The organism is Hymenobacter radiodurans (assembly GCF_004355185.1).
GTDB lineage: Bacteria > Bacteroidota > Bacteroidia > Cytophagales > Hymenobacteraceae > Hymenobacter > Hymenobacter radiodurans.
Genome location: NZ_CP037922.1, coordinates 1,707,454 through 1,728,628, shown reverse-complemented (window position 1 = coordinate 1,728,628; position 21,175 = coordinate 1,707,454). Strand labels below are relative to the sequence as shown.

Genomic DNA, 21,175 nt, shown 5'->3' with positions numbered 1-21,175 from the left:
ACGTTATGATTTCGAACCGCTGACAAGCTGACTGCTTTGTGCCTCTGGCCGGAAAGTTGCCTTTGTGAAGCGTCAACTTTATCAAGCTTTATCTATGAAAACCAACCGCATCTTCCGCCGTTTTGCAGGCCTGTTGCTTGCTGGGGGCTTTTTTTATCGGGTACCGTAGCTACGGCCCAATCGAGTACGGGTGGCCAGCGCGATGTGCTGCGCGAAATCACGGATGTGGTAGGTTTGAAGCCCCGCTTCGAGCTGCGTTCCACTACCGAAGTGCAAAATGCGGCGGCAGTGGTGTACAACGGCCAGCGCTATTTGCTCTATAACCCGCAGTTTGTGGGGGCTGTGAACCAGGCCGGTCGCACTGACTGGGCAGGTATCAGCATTCTGGCCCACGAGATGGGTCATCACCTCAATGGTCATACCTTGCGCGCCGGCGGCAGCAACCCTACCGACGAGCTGGAGGCCGATGAGTTTTCGGGCTTTGTGCTGCGCAAGATGGGCGCTAGCTTAGCCCAGGCGCAGGCCGCTATGGCCGTCATTGCCGATGATCAAGCATCAGCTACGCACCCTGGCCGTCCTACCCGCCTCAAGGCTATTGGAGAGGGCTGGCAGCGTGCCAACGGACAGATTGTAGCTAGCCGTAATGCTTCTGCGCCCTCTGCTGCGCCGGCGGTGCTTACCCAACGCAATCCGCCGGTTACTCCCGTGCAAACGACTAGCTCCATGGTAAGCGTAATTGGTAAAATTACCTTCCGCGACTACCCCGATGAGCAATACTATTTAACTGACCGTCTTAGTGTAGTGCGCCTGGGGCGCAACAGTCGCTCGGCGCAGGTGGTGGGCCGCCTGACACGCTCCGGCAGCCGCACGTTTCCGTATGTGCTTACCGATGGGCAACAGCGCCGCCTGTATGTCAGCGCCAACGGTGGCGTTTATGATACCGATGGTGAGCAGGTAGGCCGCCTTTCCGACCCTTCCTAAGTCTTGGTTGAGTTTTTGTCTAAAGCTAATTCCTCTCTCGAGGAATTAGCTTTTTTTTATATCTAACTCCCCGACTCTTCCTACCTTAGAGGTTCCGTTCCTGCCGCGCCTATGCCCGTTTCCTACCCCTTTTTGCTTGTCGATGCCTTTACCCAAACAGCGCTGAGCGGCAACCCGTGTGCGGTGGTGTTTGATGCGGATGAACTTTCGCCGGAAACCATGCAGAAGGTTGCCCGCGAGTTCAACCAATCCGAAACCGTATTCGTGCGTCGTTCGGCCACTGCCGATTTTGGTCTGCGCTATTTTACCCCTGCGGAAGAATTGCCGCTGGCCGGCCACCCTACTATTGCGGCTATTACGGCTCTTATTTATGCGGGTCGCCTGCCGCTAGCCGGCATTCACACCACTTTGCAGTTGGAATTGCAGGAAGGCCCCATTCAGATTGATGTATTGGCGCCTGGGGGGCAAAAACCCATGCACGTTGTCATGACTCAGCGCCGCCCGGTCTTCGGTGCGGTGCACGAGCCAGAAGTGGTGATGCCCTTCTTTGGTCTCACCCCCGACGACCTGTATCCCGGCGCCCTCATCCAGACAGTGAGCACCGGCACTCCGCAGCTCATGGTGCTGCTCCGCAACCACGATGCCCTGCGCCGCGCTACTCCTCCCGAGCCAGTGTCTTTCCGTAAGTACCGCGCCTCCAGTGACTTCTTTAGTCCTCATCTTTTCTGTCTGGGCGGCGCTACCAAGGCTGGGCACACCTTCGCCCGCCACTTCGGTGTACCGCCCGATACTATTGAAGACCCCGTTACGGGCTCGGCAACGGGCGGCATGGCCGCTTATCTTTGGCATTATCGCTACCTCGATACCCTCAATTTTGTGGCGGAGCAGGGCCATTGGCTCGACCGCCCTGGCACGGTGCAAGTGAGTGTGCGGGGCTCGCACGAGTCGATTGAGATGGTGCAAATTGGGGGCACCGCCGTAGTGGTCGCCGTAGGCACCATGCGAATTTAGAGCAAGTACCAAACTGGTCTTTACTGATCGGAACTTCCGGTGGGAAAGTTGGTTAATAGAATGCTGATTCTTTGAAAAATGCCCCCCAAGGGCATTTTTTGGTTTTTACCCCATCTAAGTTCCTTACCTCATTGCCCGAACTACCCGAAGTAGAAACCTACCGCCGGTTTCTCGACGACATTATTCTTCATCAACCGATTACTGCCTTTGAAGTGCGCGACGCTCATGTGCTGGGCGCGGACGAGGACACGCTCCGCCAGCGCGTGGTCGGCCGGCAGGTAACGGCCACCCGCCGTATTGGCAAAAACTGTTTTCTGGAGCTGAATGATGGCGCCGTGCTGGCCCTGCACTTTGGCATGACCGGCGATGTAGGTGCCTACCGCGACGACCACGACGCGCCCCGCTTCACTCGCGTGGCTCTGCACCTGGCCGACGGCCTGCGCGTGGCCTTCATCGACCCCCGCAAGTTCGGGCGCATTCGTCTGGCCGAGAGCGTAGAAGCGTACCAGCAAGCCAAGAAGCTAGGCCCCGATGCCCTCGACGTAAGCGCCCCCTATCTCAAGCAAGCACTGGGGGGCAAAAAGACCATTCTCAAGCCTCTGCTGCTTGATCAGCGCATCACGGCAGGACTAGGAAACTGGATTGTGGATGAGGTATTGTTTCAGGCCAAGATTCATCCCGAACGAGTCGCCAACTCACTAGGTGATAAGGAATTCAAGGCCCTGAGTGCAGCTATTCAGCTAGTGTTGCAAACTGCCATTCAGCACGAGGCTACGTATCGGCACTTTCCAGCTTCCTTCCTCATCCACGCCCGCGAGTGGGACGACTCCGCCACGCCCGGCTCGGAGCAGCACAAGTTTTGTCCCCGCCATCCTAAAACGCTAATTGATAAAAGCTATGTGGGTGGGCGAGCTACGTATGTGTGTTCGCGCTGCCAGATACTATAACCGAGAAAAGCCCCCAGAACTGGTTCTGGGGGCTTCTCTCGGTTATAGTCCGTTTACGTCTGGCTTTTCGTGCTTACAGTATGAACACATACTGTACAGTTATATTATCTTCAATAAGGCCGCCTGAATCTCTACCTATTGTTCCAACCATTATGCACAAAAACTATTACATAATTGCCGTATTAGTCCAGAATAAAATTGAATTATAGACCTACTATGGTTGAAGCAGGAAGCGTCACTTCGTTAGGCTCAGGAATAGGATAAGGCAACTGAATGGTGCTACCAACGGAGATTATAGCAAACGCATTTAATCAATCGATTACGAATGCGTTTTTACTTACTATAGTTATATATTTTTTGAACATTATATAAAGAATAATTTATCATTAATAATTAATCAATTTACTATTGCATAAGATTATTATTTGTTTAATTTAGATTATTCTATCAACAAAGACTTCCCGAAACAGCTAACCCTTGCTGGTATGGTGATTTCTTTATGTGGATCACTGTTGTGTTTTTTTGCGGCACCTCGCCTTCGATTATTGCTTGAGTATTAATAAAGTTCAAGTATTGACCAGATCAATAATCGAAAAAAACATTCATCAATTATTAAGCTCTAATTTTATTAAGGGCTATTTTATCAGTGTAGTTTCTTACTCTTGCGACGGCAATGGTAAGGTTTTTAGGCACCCTTTGTTTTTGCTTTATTACGCGAAACTGACTAGGCTCAAAACAATAACCAGGTCAGCTTTACTAGGGCCATCTCTGAAAGGCCCTTTTACACTCCTGTAAAGCAGCAAAAGGCGCAACAAGGTGAGCTACTATTTTAAGTAGATAGTATCAGCAGCCTTACAAGTAGTCTCCTCCAAGGCTTACTCACGTCCAAGGAGACATTTCGTGCTGGAGGCATCTCTGCCTTTTAGCCCTCGCTTTATAAGTAGCATTTCATTCGAGGAAGCCCGCGTTTGATCCACCAAAATCTGGTGTAGTAGCTGGCGTAGCGTTGTGCCAACCACTAGCCCCAGTGATTGCTAGTGGTGCATTTGCTCTTGTGTCCGAGGCCGACGCCTGTAAGGGTGTGCCTTGGTGAGCTGCTCAGCAGCGAACCTGATACTTTGTTCTACCCCTCATTTCCACACACCTTACTATTATGGGAAAGCTCTCCATTAACAATGGGGTTATTGGTTGTACATCCTACCCCAATTCCTTACCTGCTCCAGCCGTCAAGTGTTGGCGCGTTCTTATTGGTGCCTTATTGCTGCTTTTAAGCTTTAGCTCTATTACACAGGCGCAAGTAGCTGCCGGATTTGAGCTGGATGGGAATGCTATTGCAGTAAATCCAAACCCTCCCGACGACTGGAACCTGATTCATAATGGCACTTCGGGGCAACAGTTAGCACTGGGGTCCAACAGGATGGTGTAGGGGGCGAAAAGATTTTTACTGGCGGTGGCTCCAAAGACGACAATGATATTAGCTCCTGGCTATATACATCGGGTACTCCCACAGATAAGGGTGATATTTTGGATGGGGGTGCAGCACTCTATGGCTGTAATCTTTACTTTTTTGCTGACCGCTATGCAGTTAATGGAGATGCGGCGATTGGCTTTTGGTTATTTAAAAGTAATGTCTCCCTCGGTAGTGGAGGAAAGTTCAACGGCACTCATACAGTTGGTGACCTACTATTAATTAGCAATTTCACCAACGGCGGTGGCGCTGCTGAAATTACAGCTTATGAGTGGGTAGGAACTGGCGGAGATCAGAAGGGCGGCACACTGCAGTCGATCACACTTACTTCCGCTAATTATTTTGCCACCGTCAACACCACCGAAGTTGATTCACCTTGGCCCTATCAACCTAAAGATGGTACCACGAATAAGTTTCCGGCGGGTGCTTTCTTCGAAGGAGGCGTGAACTTGTGTTCACTAGCTGGCATCGACGGTTGCTTTACCTCTTTCATGTTGGAAACCCGCGTGTCGCAGGAGATTACGGCTACCCTGGAGACTTCTTATTAGGCAATTTCTTCAGCAAGCCTCAAGTAGCTATCAACGTAACCCCAGGCTGCGGCTCCAGCACACTAACGGCCGCTGTTACCGGTGGTGCGGCACCTTATACGTACAGTTGGACGGGCCCTGGCGGCTTTACCTCTACCGACCCCAGCATTACTGTTAGCACAGGTGGAACCTATAGCGTAATTGTTACCAATCAGGGTTTGACGGGTAACAGCCAATGTTCTTCCGATCAGGTATCCAAATCCATCTCTATAAATCCGGTACCCATAGTATCAGTCGCGGATGTAACGAAGTGCGTGGGCGAAAACGCCACGTTTCAAGCCATGCCCAACGATGCTGCTACTTATAGCTACCAGTGGTATAAAAACGGTACTATTATCGGGGGAGCGACCAACAGCAGCTACACGGTTTCAACCGTGACTGCTACTATGAATAACGACGTCTACAAAAGCGTTGTCACGAACATCTCTACTCAGTGCCCAGGCGAAGGTAGTGGCACACTGCAAGTTAATTCTCTGCCAGCGGCGGCAGTAGCCGATGTAGCGAAGTGTATAGGCGAGGATGCCACATTCCAGGCTACGCCGAACGATGCGAGCGTGTACAGCTACCAGTGGTATAAGAATGGCACTATCATTTCAGATGCAACTAATAGCAGCTATCTCGTTGCTAAAGCCAATGCCGCCGATGGCGACAAGTATAAGGCTGTGATCACCAACAAGACCACTGGTTGCTCCGCTGAGGCTGAAGGAACACTGAAGGTAAATCCACTTCCAAATGCAGCAGTAGCTGATGTAGCCAAATGCGCGGGTGAAGACGCAACTTTCCAGGCTACGCCGAACGACGCTGGAGTCTACAGTTATCAGTGGTACAAGAACGGCAGCATCATCACGGGCGCGACTACCAGCAGCTACCTCGTCGCTAAAGCTACTGCTGTGGATGGGGACAAGTACAAGGCCATAGTGACAAACAAAAGCACTAGCTGTTCGGCAGAAGCTGAAGGGACATTGAAGGTAAACGCCTTACCTGAATCCTCGGTCGCGGACGTGACCAAGTGCGTGGGTGAAAACGCCACGTTTCAAGCTATGCCCAACGATGCTGCTGTCTATAGCTACCAGTGGTATAAGAATGGTAACATCATCGGGGGAGCAACTGGCAGCAGTTATACTGTGATGGCGGTAACGGCGGCTATGCATAACGACGTCTATAAAAGCGTTGTCACGAACATACTGACCTTGTGTTCAGCGCCTGGCAGTGGGACACTGAAGGTAAACGCTTTACCAAATGCGGCCGTTGCTGATGTAGCGAAATGTGTAGCTGAAGACGCTATGTTCCAAGCCACGCCGAACGATGCAAGCGTGTACAGCTACCAGTGGTATAAGAATGGCAACATCATCACAGGCGCAACCAATAGCAGCTACCTCGTTGCCAAAGCTGATGCCGTAAATGGCGATAAATACAAAGCCGTTGTAACCAATAAGACTACTGGTTGCTCCGCTGAGGCTGAGGGGACGCTGACGGTCAAACCGTTGCCTGAATTGACCGCCAAAAGCGTGGATTTCTGCAACGATATGCAAAGCAATACTACACTAAGCGACTACAATGGTGCCATTGGGGCTGTAACTGGTGATGCTGTCGTCTGGAAAAAAGGCGCTGATGTCGTCACAACTACTGGCGACTTAGCAGTAGGTACTCACGTCTACACAGCTACCCTTACTCGGGGCAGCACCTCCTGCAGCAACTCTACTACTCTCACCATTAAGATTTTGGGTGCTCCTGTTCTCAAAAACGCGAGCGCAAATTTCTGTGAGAAGGAAATGGTTGGGGTAGCCCTAAGTAGCTACAATACTGCCATTGGAGCTCAAGAGGGAGATATCGTAACGTGGAAAGACGCAGGTGGGAATGCTATTACAGTCTTCGATAACTTATTAGTGAAAGTCGGTGGCCATAGCTTCACAGCTACAGTTTCGCGCCTTTATGCTGATACTGATAGCAAGAGCTGCGACACGGAGGCTACTCTCACCGTCAATGTAGCTGAGTGCAGTGGACTTACGCTGCTCAAACAAACAAACGGAGCGGTCAATAGCTCAAAAAGCTACACCTTCGCAATCTATAATGGACCTAAGGGTTTTGGTACTACACCCGTTAAGTCTGAAACAACCAGCCTTACTAACTCCAGCGAGTTGTTTACAGGTGTAACGTTGAGTGCCAATAAGAACTACACCTTGTGCGAACTCAATGTGCCGTCCGGTTTCTCCGTAGTATGGCAAATTGACAACGGAGATGGGACGTTCAAAACAGTGACATTATATGACCCAAATGGCACTGGTGGCGACTACAACCAAGGAGAAGCAGTAGGAAATCTGTGCATGGAGTTTGGGCCTGGTACTGCCATCCAGTTACCAACCAACAAATATGGGGCGACGGCGATGGTACGGCTCAAATTCCTGGTGAATAACACCTTCCCACAAGGCACTGCCCGCACGCCCGGCTACTGGAAAAACTGGAGCACTTGCACAGGTGGCAAGCAGGTACAGACCGCCCTCAAGAACGGTGGTAAAGCGGCCGGCTTCTACATTCTGGATGACCATTTGCCCCACACACTCTGGTCAAATCCCGGTAGCACGAAGTGTACTGGCTTCACCCTTACTGACTGCGCTGCTGCCGTGAAAATCCTGAGCACGCAGGACGCAACCGGTAAGCAGAAAGCTAGTGATGCGGCTTACAATCTGGCCAAGCACTTAATGTCTTATCAACTAAACATTAAGTCGGGAACGGCTCCTTGCGCGTCGGCCGCCGATGCAGCAATAAAGGCCGAGGCTTTGCTGGCTAAGTATTGCTTCAATGGCACAAAAGACTATTTGAAAGCAGCGAGTGCCGATCGTACTACTGCCCTCAGCTATGCCAAAATACTGGATGCCTATAATAACAACCTCGCTTGCGCTCCTCTAGCGGTCAATGCCACAGCAACCGCACTGCGGGGGGCTTCTACCAAAGACGAGCTGACGACCGGCGTTTATCCCAACCCAACCACGTCCGACGCTACCATCACCTTCACGGTAGCGAAAACCGGACACGCACAGGTTGACGTGTACAACGCAATCGGAGCCAAAGTTGCGACCCTGTACGATGGCGAAGCGGTAGCTGGACAGATGCAGTCGGTAACTATGAAAGGAGCTACGCTGCCTTCCGGCACCTACTTTTATCGGGTGAGTACCGATGGCAAAACCAAGACCAACCGCTTCCTCATTGCGAGATAAGCACTTAGGTCTTGATGCATAAAAAAGGGCCCGCCTATATAGGCGGGCCCTTTTTTTATGGATGTTATTAGTTGACCTACTGCCTTATTATTCTGTCACAGGCTGAATTTGTGTTCCTGCTTGCTCAGTGTATGACTAGCTTTTATTTGCTTTATAAAAGATGACACAAACCTATTGTCGCTTTAAACTCATTGTTACCCGTAACTTCCCCACCTGCGGCAGCCTGCGCTTTGGCTTAGGCCGGCATTCGTAGCCATCTACTCTAATATTTATTCATATTATGCTCCCCAAACTATTCTCTGGTCTGCTGCTGGCCGCCTTAGCTATCGGCAGCAACGCCACCGCCCAAAAAGCAACCGGTAAGCCGCAGCCTTATTCTGTAGCGGGCAAAAAAGCGCAGGTGTTTACCACGGCAGCGAATACGCCGCTGCGCATGGCAGCGGGTGAGGCGTTAGCATTCAAGCCGGAAGCGCAGCCCCTGGAAACCCAGGTGTGCATCTTTGTTGATCCTACAAAAACGTTTCAGACGATGCTCGGCATTGGAGGGGCGCTTACCGACGCCGCGGCCGAAACGTTCGCTAAGTTGCCCAAAGCGGCCCAACAAGAGTTTTTGCAGGCCTATTACAGCCCAACAAAGGGCATCGGCTACACGCTGGCCCGCACCAGCATTCACAGCACCGATTTTTCCAGCGGACCTTATAATTATGTGGCCGACAAAGACGAAAGCCTGAAGTCCTTCAGCGTAAAGCACGACGAGCAGTTTCGCATTCCCTTCATCAAGCAGGCGCAAGCAGCGGCGGGGGGCAAATTGACTATGTACGTGACCCCGTGGAGCCCACCCGCCTGGATGAAGGACAACAATAGTATGCTACAGGGGGGCAAATTGCTTCCTCAGTACCGGCAGAACTGGGCTGACTACTATGTTAAGTTTATCAAAACGTATGAGCAGCTGGGTATTCCGATCTGGGGCCTGAGCGTGCAGAACGAGCCAATGGCTAAGCAGAAGTGGGAGTCGTGCATTTTCACAGCCGAAGAGGAGCGCGACTTTGTTCGTGATTACCTCGGTCCAACGTTGAAGAAAAACGGCCTCGGCGACCGTAAGCTCATTGCTTGGGACCACAACCGTGACCAGATTTTCCAGCGGGCCAGCACCATTCTCGACGACCCTAAGGCCGCACAATATGTTTGGGGAATTGGCTATCATTGGTATGAAACCTGGACCGGCAGCGGCATGCTTTTCGACAACCTAAAAAATGTGCATGAGGCCTATCCGAACACGAACCTGATATTCACGGAGGGCTGCATTGAGAAATTCAACTTCGACAAAGTAGGCGACTGGGCGCTTGGCGAGCGCTACGGCCATTCCATGATCAACGACTTCAACAACGGCACCGTTGGCTGGACAGATTGGAACGTACTGCTAGACGAAACCGGCGGCCCCAACCACGTGCAGAACTTCTGCTACGCCCCCATAATCGGCGACACGCGCAGCGGTAAGCTCCTGTATACCAATAGCTACTACTACATCGGCCACTTCTCCAAGTTTATTCGCCCCGGCGCGAAACGTATCACCAGCTCCTCTAACCGCGACCATTTGAGCACAACAGCTTTCCTGAATCCGGATGGTAAGGTGGCCGTAGTGGTGATGAATGACAGCGACAAAAAGCAGGATTTTCAGCTGTGGGTACAGAACCAGGCTACGGCGGCCGTGAGTCAGCCGCATTCCATCATGACTTTCGTTGTGAATTAAGCATTACGCTCCTAGCTATCTATGAAAACTGTACTGCTCCTTTTGTGCTTTATGATTCTCGGTTTGCCTATAGCTTTTGGTCAGGCAAAAAAGCCCCCCACAGCCTCTACTACCACCCGTGTGCAGACCGCCAATGGCTTGCTGGAAGGAGCTACGGCAGCGAGTGGCATTCGCGAGTTCAAGGGGGTACCGTTTGCCGCGCCCCCCGTCGGCGACTTGCGGTGGCGGGAGCCTCAGCCAGTCAAAAACTGGACGGGGACGCGACAAGCCAAGAACTTTGGCCCCCAGGCAATGCAACTGCCCATTTACAGCGACATGAATTTTCGCTCCGATGGGGTGAGTGAAGATTGTCTGTATCTGAATGTGTGGACGCCGGCCAAATCAGCGCAGGTGAAACTGCCTGTGCTAGTGTATTTCTACGGCGGCGGCTTTATTGCGGGCGATGGCTCGGAGCCGCGCTACGATGGCGAAAGTATGGCCAAGCGCGGCATTGTGGCCGTCACGGTGAATTATCGATTGGGCATTTTTGGCTTCTTAGCTCATCCTGAACTAACCCAAGAATCACCTAATAAGGCATCGGGCAACTATGGCTTTCTGGACCAGAATGCTGCGTTGCGCTGGGTACAGCAGAATATTGCGGCCTTCGGCGGCGACCCCAAAAAGGTAACAATTGCCGGCGAGTCAGCGGGCTCGATGTCAGTGAGCGCGCAGATGGCGTCGCCGCTATCCAAAGCGTTGTTTTCCAGGGCCATCGGTGAAAGCGGCTCCATGCTAAACACCAGCTTTGGACCTTTGCCCTTGGCCGAAGCGGAGAAAAACGGGGCGGCCTTTGCAACCAGCCTTGGGGCAACTTCGCTGGCAGCCTTGCGAGCACTGCCGGCCCAACAACTCCTTGAAGCAGCCAGCAAGCCCGGTGTGCCACGCTTCGCTCCTACCATCGATGGCTACTTTTTCATGCAGACGCCCACGGCCACGTTTGCCGCCGGGCAACAAGCGCGCGTACCGCTGCTCGTGGGGTGGAATTCGCAGGAAATGACTGCTCCGTTTTTGCTTGGTAAAGCGCCACCTACGCCTTACGACTACCGCAAAGTGGTGCAAAAGCTTTACGGAGAGCGTGCCGACGACATTCTAAAGCTTTACCCAGCTAGCACTCCCGAACAGGCAGAGCAGTCGGCCACCGAACTTGCTGGCGACCGGTTTATTGCCTACAGTACCTGGAAATGGGCCGATATGCATAGTCAAACCGGCGGTCAGCCGGTGTACCGTTACTTGTATGCCCGCCCGCGCCCAGCCATGAACCCGGCCATGGGTAGTGCACCTGCTGATCGGGGCGCCTCCCATTCGGCGGAGATAGAGTACGCCCTCGGCAACCTGGCTACCAATAAAGTGTACGCCTGGACGCCCGACGACTACAAAGTTTCAGAGACCATGCAGAGCTACTTTGCCAATTTTATCAAAACCGGCAATCCAAACGGCGGCGGTTTGCCTACCTGGCCGGCCGCTAAAGCAGGCGCCAACGCGCAAATTCTGCGCATTGACGTTACAACGCGAGCCGAGCCCGAGCAGAACCGCGCCCGGTATCTTCTATTAGATCAAGCTTTCACTAAGTAGTCTATGTGCGCTAAAACGAAAAGTGAAAACAGGCGGTAGAGGCGCAGTATACTGCGCTTCTATCGCCTGTTTTCGCTTAAAGTAAGATCTTTCCTTACTTGTCACTTGCCAGCTCATTATTCTCCTTTTCAGCCTTGCGCGTGAGCGTTGTTACCCAGGAGCGGCTCACTGCCGATTCGCTTTCGTAGCCGTGACGCCGTTCGTCGCCCAGTTCACCATTTTCGCCCGGCAAAGCACGATTGACTAAGCTCAGCAGATCGGTGGTGGTGCCGGGAATAAGGCCGTGCAAGCCAGCCAATAGCTTCGCAGGCGTTCCTACAATCACTTCAGCATCGCCCCGGCGGCAGGCGTTCCAGATGCGGCGGGCAGCGGCTTCGGCATCTAGCGTCAGCACCGGCAGAGAGTCAGCAACGACGAAGGTGGCGTATTCTTCCTTATGCTTGCCTTTCACAATGGCATGGCGCGCGCTGCCCGTGCGCAGCAGGTTTGGGCAAATGGTAGTGACCAGAATACCGTGTTGTTTTAGCTCAATCCGGAAGCTTTCGGAGAGGCCCACCAGCGCAAATTTGCTGGCGCAGTACGGCGCTAAGTGCGGAATCGGAACTTTGCCCCCCACGGAAGCAATGTTAATAATGCGGCCCTCTCCCCGGCGGCGCATGGCTGGCAACACGGCCTGCATAGCGTGCAGAGGTGCCCAGAAGTGCGTATCCATCGAATCCTGGTACTCGCGCAGTTCCATGTGGTCGAGGGGGCCAGCGGTGATGATGCCGGCGTTGTTGATGAGCACGTCAATGAAGCCCAACTGCTCTTGCACCTCGGCAATGAGGGAGCGGACGGCCTCCGGGTCGGTGAGGTCGCGCTGCAAGGCTACTACTTCGGTGCCGCCAGCGGCTAATTCCTGGCGCGCACGCTCTAGTTCTTCAGCGTCGCGGGCGCAGATAGCCACTTTGGCGCCTTCGGCTACGGCCTGACGGGCCAGTACCAAACCCAGCCCGCGCGAGCCCCCCGTAATCAGGACCACGCGGCCCGCCAAATCGTAAGAGCCGCGGCGGTTAGACCACAGTGCCGCAGCCGCTATCACGGCGCCCATGCCAGCCAACGCCAGCCATTTAGGTTGATTTCTCTGCTTCATACTTTCTAGTATGGAATGCCAGAAGAAAGGTTGCGCTGGCTGGGGGGCTTTTTTTCATTGCAGTAGGGCATGAATAAATGACTATCTGCGTTACAACCCCATTATTCCTTTCTGGCACCATATTTACGTGCTGAAAACCTTGTTTCAGGCTCTCATTTTCTGACACATCTTTGCACTGGATGCTTTTTTGGCTCCACCCTACCTATTCTGACATGAAGATTTCCTTTTTTGCTGCCTTCCTTCTGCTGATTCTGGCGCCAGGCTTTGCGCAGGCTCAAACCGCCGCGAAGCCCAAAGCCGCCGCAGCCGCTACCAAACCCAAAGCGGCCACGCCCGCGAAAACGAGCGCGCCGGCCCCTACGCCTCCTGCCGATAAAGTAGAAGCCCGCGCCAAAGCCCTCACCGATAATATGCGCCAGGCCTTAGGTCTTACGCCCCCGCAGGTCGTAAAAGTGAATCAAATAAACCTGACCAGCGTGCGCAACGTGGAAACTGCCCGCCTGCGCTACCGCACCGATTTGCGCAAACTAAACGGCATTGTGGAAGACATTGGCCAATCGCGACTGGCGGCGCTGAAAGAGGTGTTGTCACCAGACCAGTTTAACCGCTATCAGCGCAAGCGGGAAGAGAAAATGGGCGTTCCAAATACAAGTGCCGCCCAAGGCAACCCGGTACCTGGCCTGCCTAGCAACCAAGATTAAGTAGCTGTTGAGAAGCAAAAAAGCCCCCAGGAATATTTCAGGGGGCTTTTTTAGGATTAAGCCTATTTCATTCCCGGCTTAAAACCAGCGTCTCGTGCACTAGTTGGGCCAATGCTTTTTAGCGCTTAAGCTGTTTAGCCAAACGTATCGTACGCCAGCTTCAGAATTATCCCGCAGACCACTACCAGAAATAGCACGCGTACAAAGCCGGTACCTTTTTTTAACGCCATGCGGGCGCCGAGCGTAGAGCCCAGCATATTGCAGGCGGCCATGGGCAGCGCAATGTGATAGAGAATCTGGTCAGTGAAGGCGAAGTACAATAGGCTGGTGAGGTTGGTGGCCACATTAACAAGTTTGGCCGAGGCCGAAGCGGTAAGAAAGTCGTAGCCAAACAACCCTACGAAGGCAAAGAGCAGCAAGCTGCCTGTGCCGGGCCCAAAAAAGCCGTCGTAAAACCCTAAGATCGCGCCTACCAGCACGCCATAAAGCATTTCGCGGCTGGGCGTGAGCCGGGGGGCGTGAATGGCCCCAAAATCTTTGCGCCAGAACGTGTACGCGGCAATCACGACCAGCAGGCCCAGCACCAGTGGCCGTAGCAGTTCGCTGGGCAGCAGACTTACCACCCGCGCGCCGGCGAAGGAAAACAAGCCGGCCATAATTGCCGCCGCCCCCACGCTGCGCCACGGCATCGGCACCCGCCCCGAGTAGCGCCATAAAGCCGTGGCCGTGCCCGCCAACGACGACACTTTGCCCGTTCCAAGTATAACGGGCACGGGTACGCCTTTGAGCAGCAGCAACATAGCTGGCAGCTGAATCAGGCCGCCACCGCCCACCATCGAATCTACGAAACCAGCCAGAAAGGCAAATAAACACAACAAGGCCAGGGTGAGGGTCATCTGGGGGCTTTTTTGAGTAATGCCGGCGAAGGTAGTTTGCTCGCGGGGGTGTTCCTTATTCCTCCCAAACATTTGTCGGCCAAGTGCGCTCTGAGGCAGGCACAGTGGCCGCTTTAAAACTTACTTTCTGGTCTTATCAGCTGGCGGGTTCTTCGTAATTCCAACCAAGCGCCGGATACCGCGTAACTCAGTCCGACCTATTTCAATATGACTGACTCGCTTACCCAACGTACCAAAGTGCTGACTTTGGCCGGTGTGCTGCTGGCTCTTTTCCTGGGCTCCCTCGACCAAACTATTGTGGCCACGGCCCTGCCGCGCATCGTAGGCGACCTGCACGGCCTCGATCGTTTTACGTGGGTTGCCACCGCTTATTTAGTGGCTAGCACGGCGCTGGTGCCCATTTATGGCAAGCTGGCCGATATGTACTCGCGGCGCACTATCGAGGTCACGGCGGTTCTGGTGTTCTTGTTTGGCTCGGCATTGTGCGGACTGGCGGGCGAGTTTGGCACCTTGCCCCTCCTCGGCGACGGCATGAGTCAGCTAATCATCTTTAGGGCCATTCAGGGACTGGGCGGTGCCGGACTGTTTGCCATGGCATTCATTATTATAGCCGACCTGTTTCCCCCCGCCGAGCGCGGCAAATACCAGGGATTTGTGGGAGCAACATTTGGCTTGTCGTCGGTGCTGGGGCCCTTTCTGGGGGGCCTTTTAACCGACCACGGCGACGGCCTGCTGCCGGGCGTAGAAGGCTGGCGCCTGGTTTTTTATGTCAACATCCCGCTGGGTGCCCTGGCCTTGTGGTTTATCCTGTCGCGGATGCCGGCCTTACGCCCCCGTGGCGAGCAGCAGCCCCTCGACTATCTGGCCGCCATACTGCTGATGCTGGGACTGGGGCCGTTGGTAATAGCGTTGCAGCTGAATAAAGCCGTGTACGGCTGGACTTCGCCTACTACGCTGGGCCTTTTTGCCTTGGCCCTGGCGGCGCTTACGCTGTTCGTGGTCCGGTCACGCCGCGCCACCAACCCCATTCTCGACTTCTCGCTCTTCGATAACAAGGTATTTCGGACGGCCAATCTGGCGCTGTTTCTTCTCGGGGGGCTTTTTTGAGCATCATTATTTTTGAGCCCCTGTTTATGGTGAATGTGCTGGGCACCACTGCTACGCAGGCCGGCGTAAGCCTTATTCCGCTTTCGTTGGGGGTAGTAACTGGCTCTATGCTAGCGGGCCAAATGGTGTCGCGCTTTGGTCACTATAAGCGCTGGATGCTGGGCGGCGGCGTAGTGCTGATGATCGGGCTTAGCCTGCTGGCCACTATGTCTGCCGATGTAACCTATTATGAGGTATTGTTTTACGTAGTGCTCTGTGGCCTGGGCCTCGGGCCGAGCATGCCTCTTTACACACTGGCCGTACAGAATGCCATTGAGCCCCGTTTGTTGGGTCAGGCCACTTCAGCTAGCCAGTTTTTCCGGCAGATTGGCGGGGCTGTAGCCGCCGCCGGACTTGGCGCGGTACTCAGTATAAGTTTGGCGCAGGCGCTGCCCGCTACGGTTAATGCGCCAGTTGCTGCCACAGAAGTTAGCGTCACGGAAGGCCCTAATTTGCCCCCCGGCTTGGCGCAAGTTGCGGGCAGCCCTACTCCCGCCATTCGGGTAGCATTTACCCATGCTATTTCGCGTATTTATCTCTGCACCTTATTACTGGTAATGGCGGGCTGGGTAGTGACTTTATTTATTCCGGAGCTGCCGCTGCGCAAGAGCAACGCCATCAGCCAACCCGTGGCCGTGGCCGCCGAGTAGCCGCTCGCCATCCAATCAGTGGAGCGAACTGAACACGAGGGGCGGCCGCGGGGTTATAGCAACTATTCAACTGCTATTCATCTCTACATCATGACCAATACACTTCGCCTCAGCGTCCTCGACCAGTCTCCCGTTCGGCAGGGCGGCACGGCACGCCAGGCGCTTGAAGAAACGATACAACTGGCCCGCCTCACCGATCAATTGGGCTACACGCGCTTTTGGGTGTCGGAGCATCATAACACCGGTACGTTGGCCGGCTCGGCGCCTGAGGTACTTCTTGGACGCTTAGGGGCCGAAACGCAGCACATCCGTCTGGGCTCGGGTGGCGTAATGTTGCCCCATTATAGCGCCCTGAAGGTGGCCGAAAACTTCCGCCTGCTCGAAACGCTCTACCCCGGCCGCATTGACTTAGGCATCGGCCGCGCGCCCGGCACCGACCGCCTCACAGCCCATGTGCTTAACCCTCAGAATACTTTCCGCGACGAGGACTTTGTCGACCAGCTCATGGATCTGCGGGGTTTCCTGCGCGATGAGGTTGTTCCTAATACCGTCCACGAAAAGGTGAAGGCGGCGCCCTTCGCCACCACTATGCCGGAGTTGTGGCTGCTCAGTTCCAGCGGGCAAAGCGGTCTGTTTGCGGCTCATCTGGGGGCTTCTTTTTCGTTTGCCCATTTCATAAATCCCGTCGGGGGGCCTGATATGGTACGGCTGTACAAGGAGCGGTTCCGGCCGTCGGAGGAGCTGGCCGCGCCACGCGCTACGGTGGCCCTTTTTGTACTGTGCGCCGATACGGAAGCGAAGGCAACCGAACTAGCCGAAACACTGGCCCTGCAAATGCTGAAGCTCGAAACCGGCGACCGGACCTCCATTGGTTCGTACGATACCGTGCGCAACTACCCGCTCACGCCCGAGTTGCGTGCTCGCCTCACCTATCACCGGCAACGCATGGTAAGCGGCACCCCTGACCAAGTACATGCCCAACTCACTGTTCTGGCAACCTCTTATGGAGTAGAGGAAATCACAGCCGTAACCATTACCTATGACTTCGCTGACCGGCTTCGCTCCTATGAATTGTTGGCCGAAGTTTTCGAACTGGCCCCCATAGCTCAAGCGCACGCGTAGCACTAGTTCAGGAGAATAAATCAGAAAGCATCTGGCCATTTGGCTAGATGCTTTTTTCATTAATGACGAAGCGCCTCAACAAGTTCTTTGACAATCAGACGCTTAAAAATTTATCGAAAACTTTACTCCAATTGTTTGGACCAATTCTAGATAAGCTATTTCTTTGCATTGTTTTTAAGCATTCTAAATAAGCAAATGCGCTGCTCTACCCTACCAATTATCCTGATAACCACGCTAATGGCTCCATTAGCAGGTTATAGCCAGCAAAATCTTACCGCCTCCATCGCACCTGTATCAGCAACTGCCACGGACGAGCCGGAGAAAATTCGGAGCTATGTAACTGGCAAGGTGCTGACGGTGGATGGGCAACCCGTAGAGCAGGCGGGAATTTTGGTGAAGAACTCGACCATGGGCACCAGCACCAACGCCGATGGCCGGTTTCGGCTCCCGCTCCCAGCGGGCAGCTATACCTTGGTTGTTAGCTATTTGGGCGTAGGTCGGCAGGAGATTGAGGTGAGCCTGGGCGCAGATCAGACGCTGAATTTGCCCCCCATCACGCTTTCCCAGAGCGCCCAGCAGCTTTCGGAAGTAAAGGTAACGGCTACTCGCACCATGAATGAGCAGCCCGTGACCGTAGGCAAGATGCCCGTTCGCCCGCTTGATCTGCCCCAGAGCGTTGTCACGATTAACAAGGAAGTGCTGGAGCAGCAGCAGGTACTCCGCGTAAGCGAGGTGCTGCAAAACGTGAGCGGCGTGTACGTGATGGGCGCTACGGGCGGCACGCAGGAAGAGATTGCCGGTCGTGGATTCGCCTTCAACAGCAATAACACCTTCAAGAACGGCGTGCGCTACAACAACGGCGTGATGCCTGAGATAAGCGGCCTGGAGCGGTTCGAGATCTTGAAAGGCAGCGCCGCCATCCTCTATGGCAACGTGGCCGCGGGTGGCGTGATCAACCTGGTGACCAAGAAGCCCCAATTTCAGTCTGGGGGGCAAATTGGGATGCGCGTGGGCAGCTACAACTTCTACAAGCCCTCGCTCGACGTGTACGGCGCCATCAACAACAGTGAGCATGTGGCCTTCCGCCTGAATTCCAGCTACGAAAACGCCCGGAGCTTTCGCGATGGCGTGAAAGGCGAGCGTTTTTACGTGAATCCTTCGGTGCTGGTAAAGCTGGGCGAGAAAACGGATATCCTGATTGAGGGTGATTACCTCAATGACAACCGCACACCTGATTACGGCATCGGCGCCATCAACTATGAAATAGCCGACGTGCCACGCAGCCGCTTCCTAAATACGGATTGGGCCAACAACGAGACAACGCAGAAAAGCGCTACACTCACGCTCACGCACCGCCTGAACCAGAACTGGCAGGTGCGCACCACCGCCGGCTATCAGCACTACGACAACAACTTGCTCAGCGCGTCGCGCCCCACGGGTATTCGGCCCAACGGCAATCTGTTACGTAACGTGCAGCGCACCAGCGCCACTGAGGGCTACATGCTCGGTCAGGTGGATCTGATGGGCAAATTTGCGACGGGCTCCTTGAACCACACGCTACTGGTGGGCGTCGATGGCGACCAGTATGACAGCCGCAACGTGTCGTACGTGACGGCGGCTTACGATTCCATCAACGTGTTCGATCCGAACCGGGTAGTGGCTCAGCCCCGCGTACGGGCCGATATCACGAACCTAACCCGCAACCAGCGCACCACCGGCGGCACCCGGCGCGGCGGCGTGTATGCTCAGGACTTGCTGAGCATCAGTGAGAAGCTAAAGGTGTTGGCCGGTTTGCGTTGGACCTACCAGGAAACGCCCAGCGACGTACTAACCTATCGTACGGACGTGACAACCAAGACCCGTCGCTTCGACGAGGCGTGGTCGCCGCGCTTGGGCATCGTGTACCAGCCCATCCAGACGATGTCGCTGTTCTCCTCCTACTCCAACTCCTTCACCATCAACAGTGGGCTCGATGTCACGGGTACGGCCCTTAAGCCCTCTACCCTGGACCAGTATGAGGTTGGTATCAAGAACGACCTGTTTCAGGGCCTGCTGTCGGCCAACGTAACGGCTTATCAGATTGTGAACAGCAACCTGGCCCAGACGGTGCTGCCCGACGCGCCAAATTTCAACAAGGATTATCCTACAGCGCAGGAGCTGGCCGGTGAAGTGACCAGCCGAGGCGTGGAAGTGGATATCCTGAGCAAGCCGTACCAAGGCTGGTCTTTCATCGCCGGCTACAGCTACAACCAAACGAAGTACACCAAGAGCACCATTTATGAGGTTGGCAGCCTGCTACGCTACAACCCGAATCATACGGCCAACGCGAGCGTGTTCTACACTTTCGACAATGAGTCGGCCCTGAAAGGCTTGAACGCAGGCTTCGTAGCTACCTATATTGGGGAGCGGCAGGCGGGGCGCTCCACCCGTCGCACGGTCGAGAACGACGCCTACCGCCTCATTCCCCTAAAAGCGTACCCTCTATTTGATCTCTCCGTTGGATACACCCTCGACCGCGTAAGTCTGCGTCTGAAAGCTTCCAACCTGCTGGACGCCTACAATTACAACGCCCACGACGACAATAGCATCAACCCAATTAACCCGCGCCAGTTCTCTGGCACCCTTTCCTACCAATTGTAGTTAGGTAGCACTGCCGTCATTCTAAGCCCCGAGCAGCCACTGTTCGGGGCATTATTGCAAATTTGCCCCCCGCTAACAGATTTCAGCTTATTACTGCCATGAAGGTATTTTTTCGCACGATTCACCTCTATCTCAGTCTGGCTTCGGGGCTGGTCATTGCCATACTGTGCCTTACTGGGGCCGTACTGGTTTTTGAAAAAGAACTGGAGCAAGCTTGGCACTCGGAGCGCTATTTTGTGGAGGCACCCGCTACTCAGCCTCGTCTTTCTCTTCAGCAGATAACCCAGGCAGTACAAGCCTCGGTGCCTGACGCTAAGGTAACGGGCATGAAGGTATATGCCGACCCTCTGCGCACGGTGGAGGTAAGCCTGGCGGGTGACAAGCCCGGCAAGGAAGGTGCAACGGCGCAAGCGGGCCCAGCTGGTAATGCCGGAGGACCCAAGGCAGGCGAAAAGCCTAAAGGCGGCGGGGAAGGTGGTGGCGGCCCCAAGTACTTTGTCAATCCGTATTCGGGGCAGGTAATCGGCCCATACGTCTACCGCGACACCTTTTTCTACACCATGTTTGCCCTGCACCGGGGCATGGTAGCCGGCGCGGTGGGCAAATTTGTTGTTGGTGTAAGCACCTTATTTTTTCTATTTATTATCGGGACTGGGGTAGTGTTGTGGTGGCCTGCTACGGGCAAGGTGCTACGCCAGCGTCTCTCCGTCAAGTGGGATGCTAGCTGGAAGCGCCTCAACCATGATCTACACATTGTACTTGGTTTTTATAGCGCCCTATTCCTGTTTGTCTTTGCTTTTACGGGCTTGGCTTGGTCGTTTGAGTGGTTCAACAAGGGCATCTTCACGCTCACCAACTCGGAGATGAAGAGTCCCGAGCCACCAAAGTCTGTAGTGGCTACCGCTGGTGCGCGCCTGACCTATGACGCGGCCTACGACATAGCGAGACAGCAAATGCCTACGGCTCAAAATTTCAGCATTCAATTGCCCAAAGATTCAGCCGAGGCAGTACGCGTGGCCATGCTGCCGAAAAATGCCCCCCACGAGTCAGCCAATGATGAACTATACCTAGATCAGTACAATGGTCAGGTTTTAGGAAAGCTTGCCTTTGAAGATCGTAACCTAGGACAGCGGGTACGACGCACCTTTAAGCCAGTTCACACAGGATCCATTTACGGATTACCCTCCAAAATAATTGCCTTGATCGTGTGTGTGCTGGGGTTCACATTCCCTATTACCGGCGTTATTCTCTGGCTCAACAGATTGAAAAAAGAGAAAAAGAAGAAGCAGAAACAGTTAGCTGCAATTGCTTAGCAACT

The 21,175-nt window shown here is 54.1% G+C and carries 16 protein-coding genes; 14 read left to right on the top strand and 2 right to left on the bottom strand.

What is annotated here, in order from left to right:
• Window positions 1–204: 204 nt before the first annotated feature.
• From EPD59_RS08440 to EPD59_RS08405, 8 genes are all read left to right on the top strand, one after another.
• Window positions 205–981 carry a M48 family metalloprotease gene (locus tag EPD59_RS08440; protein WP_133272400.1) on the top strand — a complete coding sequence of 259 codons (777 nt, stop codon included), beginning with the start codon at window positions 205–207 and terminating at the stop codon, window positions 979–981.
• Window positions 982–1,092: 111 nt separating this feature from the next.
• Window positions 1,093–1,992: a PhzF family phenazine biosynthesis protein gene (locus tag EPD59_RS08435; protein ID WP_133272399.1), complete on the top strand. Its 900-nt coding sequence runs from the start codon at window positions 1,093–1,095 to the stop codon at window positions 1,990–1,992.
• 71 nt (window positions 1,993–2,063) lie between these two features.
• Complete coding sequence (mutM, locus tag EPD59_RS08430) at window positions 2,064–2,939, top strand: DNA-formamidopyrimidine glycosylase (protein WP_240731677.1); 876 nt, start codon at window positions 2,064–2,066, stop codon at window positions 2,937–2,939.
• A 1,153-nt stretch (window positions 2,940–4,092) separates the two neighbouring features.
• Window positions 4,093–4,365 carry a hypothetical protein gene (locus EPD59_RS08425; protein WP_133272397.1) on the top strand — a complete coding sequence of 91 codons (273 nt, stop codon included), beginning with the start codon at window positions 4,093–4,095 and terminating at the stop codon, window positions 4,363–4,365.
• A gap of 98 nt (window positions 4,366–4,463) precedes the next feature.
• Window positions 4,464–4,955, top strand: coding sequence for a hypothetical protein (locus EPD59_RS08420; RefSeq protein ID WP_133272396.1), 492 nt, complete (start codon window positions 4,464–4,466; stop codon window positions 4,953–4,955).
• Window positions 4,883–8,209 (top strand): T9SS type A sorting domain-containing protein, encoded by a 3,327-nt coding sequence (locus EPD59_RS08415; protein WP_165963523.1) that lies wholly within the window; start codon window positions 4,883–4,885, stop codon window positions 8,207–8,209. The genes EPD59_RS08420 and EPD59_RS08415 overlap by 73 nt, the downstream gene beginning before the upstream one ends.
• Before the next feature lie 280 nt (window positions 8,210–8,489).
• Window positions 8,490–9,959, top strand: coding sequence for a glycoside hydrolase family 30 protein (locus EPD59_RS08410; protein WP_133272394.1), 1,470 nt, complete (start codon window positions 8,490–8,492; stop codon window positions 9,957–9,959).
• Window positions 9,960–9,980: 21 nt separating this feature from the next.
• Window positions 9,981–11,570, top strand: coding sequence for a carboxylesterase/lipase family protein (locus EPD59_RS08405; RefSeq protein ID WP_133272393.1), 1,590 nt, complete (start codon window positions 9,981–9,983; stop codon window positions 11,568–11,570).
• A gap of 94 nt (window positions 11,571–11,664) precedes the next feature.
• Here EPD59_RS08405 and EPD59_RS08400 read toward each other — a convergent pair whose 3' ends face one another.
• Window positions 11,665–12,702 carry an SDR family NAD(P)-dependent oxidoreductase gene (locus EPD59_RS08400; protein ID WP_133272392.1) on the bottom strand — a complete coding sequence of 346 codons (1,038 nt, stop codon included), beginning with the start codon at window positions 12,700–12,702 and terminating at the stop codon, window positions 11,665–11,667.
• A gap of 212 nt (window positions 12,703–12,914) precedes the next feature.
• Between EPD59_RS08400 and EPD59_RS08395 the strand changes: the two genes are divergently transcribed.
• Window positions 12,915–13,403 (top strand): hypothetical protein, encoded by a 489-nt coding sequence (locus tag EPD59_RS08395; RefSeq protein WP_133272391.1) that lies wholly within the window; start codon window positions 12,915–12,917, stop codon window positions 13,401–13,403.
• A gap of 134 nt (window positions 13,404–13,537) precedes the next feature.
• Here EPD59_RS08395 and EPD59_RS08390 read toward each other — a convergent pair whose 3' ends face one another.
• A complete protein-coding gene (locus EPD59_RS08390) occupies window positions 13,538–14,299 on the bottom strand; it encodes a sulfite exporter TauE/SafE family protein (RefSeq protein ID WP_133272390.1) in 762 nt (253 codons plus the stop codon).
• Between the two features lie 207 nt (window positions 14,300–14,506).
• On the opposite strand from EPD59_RS08390, the gene EPD59_RS21790 reads away from it, so the two are divergent.
• From EPD59_RS21790 to EPD59_RS08370, 5 genes are all read left to right on the top strand, one after another.
• Window positions 14,507–15,406 carry an MFS transporter gene (locus EPD59_RS21790; protein ID WP_205703501.1) on the top strand — a complete coding sequence of 300 codons (900 nt, stop codon included), beginning with the start codon at window positions 14,507–14,509 and terminating at the stop codon, window positions 15,404–15,406.
• Window positions 15,403–16,095, top strand: coding sequence for an MFS transporter (locus tag EPD59_RS21785; RefSeq protein ID WP_205703500.1), 693 nt, complete (start codon window positions 15,403–15,405; stop codon window positions 16,093–16,095). The genes EPD59_RS21790 and EPD59_RS21785 overlap by 4 nt, the downstream gene beginning before the upstream one ends.
• Before the next feature lie 90 nt (window positions 16,096–16,185).
• Complete coding sequence (locus EPD59_RS08380) at window positions 16,186–17,217, top strand: LLM class flavin-dependent oxidoreductase (RefSeq protein ID WP_133272389.1); 1,032 nt, start codon at window positions 16,186–16,188, stop codon at window positions 17,215–17,217.
• A gap of 195 nt (window positions 17,218–17,412) precedes the next feature.
• Window positions 17,413–19,857, top strand: coding sequence for a TonB-dependent receptor (locus EPD59_RS08375; protein ID WP_240731676.1), 2,445 nt, complete (start codon window positions 17,413–17,415; stop codon window positions 19,855–19,857).
• 98 nt (window positions 19,858–19,955) lie between these two features.
• A complete protein-coding gene (locus tag EPD59_RS08370) occupies window positions 19,956–21,170 on the top strand; it encodes a PepSY-associated TM helix domain-containing protein (protein WP_133272388.1) in 1,215 nt (404 codons plus the stop codon).
• Window positions 21,171–21,175 lie beyond the last annotated feature (5 nt).

Excerpts from the sequence above, each read along its gene's own strand:
- EPD59_RS08435 (WP_133272399.1), top strand. The coding sequence starts at position 1,093 with ATGCCCGTTTCCTACCCCTTTTTGCTTGTCGATGCCTTTACCCAAACA.
- EPD59_RS08425 (WP_133272397.1), top strand. The coding sequence starts at position 4,093 with ATGGGAAAGCTCTCCATTAACAATGGGGTTATTGGTTGTACATCCTAC.
- EPD59_RS08410 (WP_133272394.1), top strand. The coding sequence starts at position 8,490 with ATGCTCCCCAAACTATTCTCTGGTCTGCTGCTGGCCGCCTTAGCTATC.
- EPD59_RS08405 (WP_133272393.1), top strand. The coding sequence starts at position 9,981 with ATGAAAACTGTACTGCTCCTTTTGTGCTTTATGATTCTCGGTTTGCCT.
- EPD59_RS08400 (WP_133272392.1), bottom strand. The coding sequence starts at position 12,702 with ATGAAGCAGAGAAATCAACCTAAATGGCTGGCGTTGGCTGGCATGGGC.
- EPD59_RS08395 (WP_133272391.1), top strand. The coding sequence starts at position 12,915 with ATGAAGATTTCCTTTTTTGCTGCCTTCCTTCTGCTGATTCTGGCGCCA.
- EPD59_RS08390 (WP_133272390.1), bottom strand. The coding sequence starts at position 14,299 with ATGACCCTCACCCTGGCCTTGTTGTGTTTATTTGCCTTTCTGGCTGGT.
- EPD59_RS21790 (WP_205703501.1), top strand. The coding sequence starts at position 14,507 with ATGACTGACTCGCTTACCCAACGTACCAAAGTGCTGACTTTGGCCGGT.
- EPD59_RS08380 (WP_133272389.1), top strand. The coding sequence starts at position 16,186 with ATGACCAATACACTTCGCCTCAGCGTCCTCGACCAGTCTCCCGTTCGG.
- EPD59_RS08375 (WP_240731676.1), top strand. The coding sequence starts at position 17,413 with ATGCGCTGCTCTACCCTACCAATTATCCTGATAACCACGCTAATGGCT.
- EPD59_RS08370 (WP_133272388.1), top strand. The coding sequence starts at position 19,956 with ATGAAGGTATTTTTTCGCACGATTCACCTCTATCTCAGTCTGGCTTCG.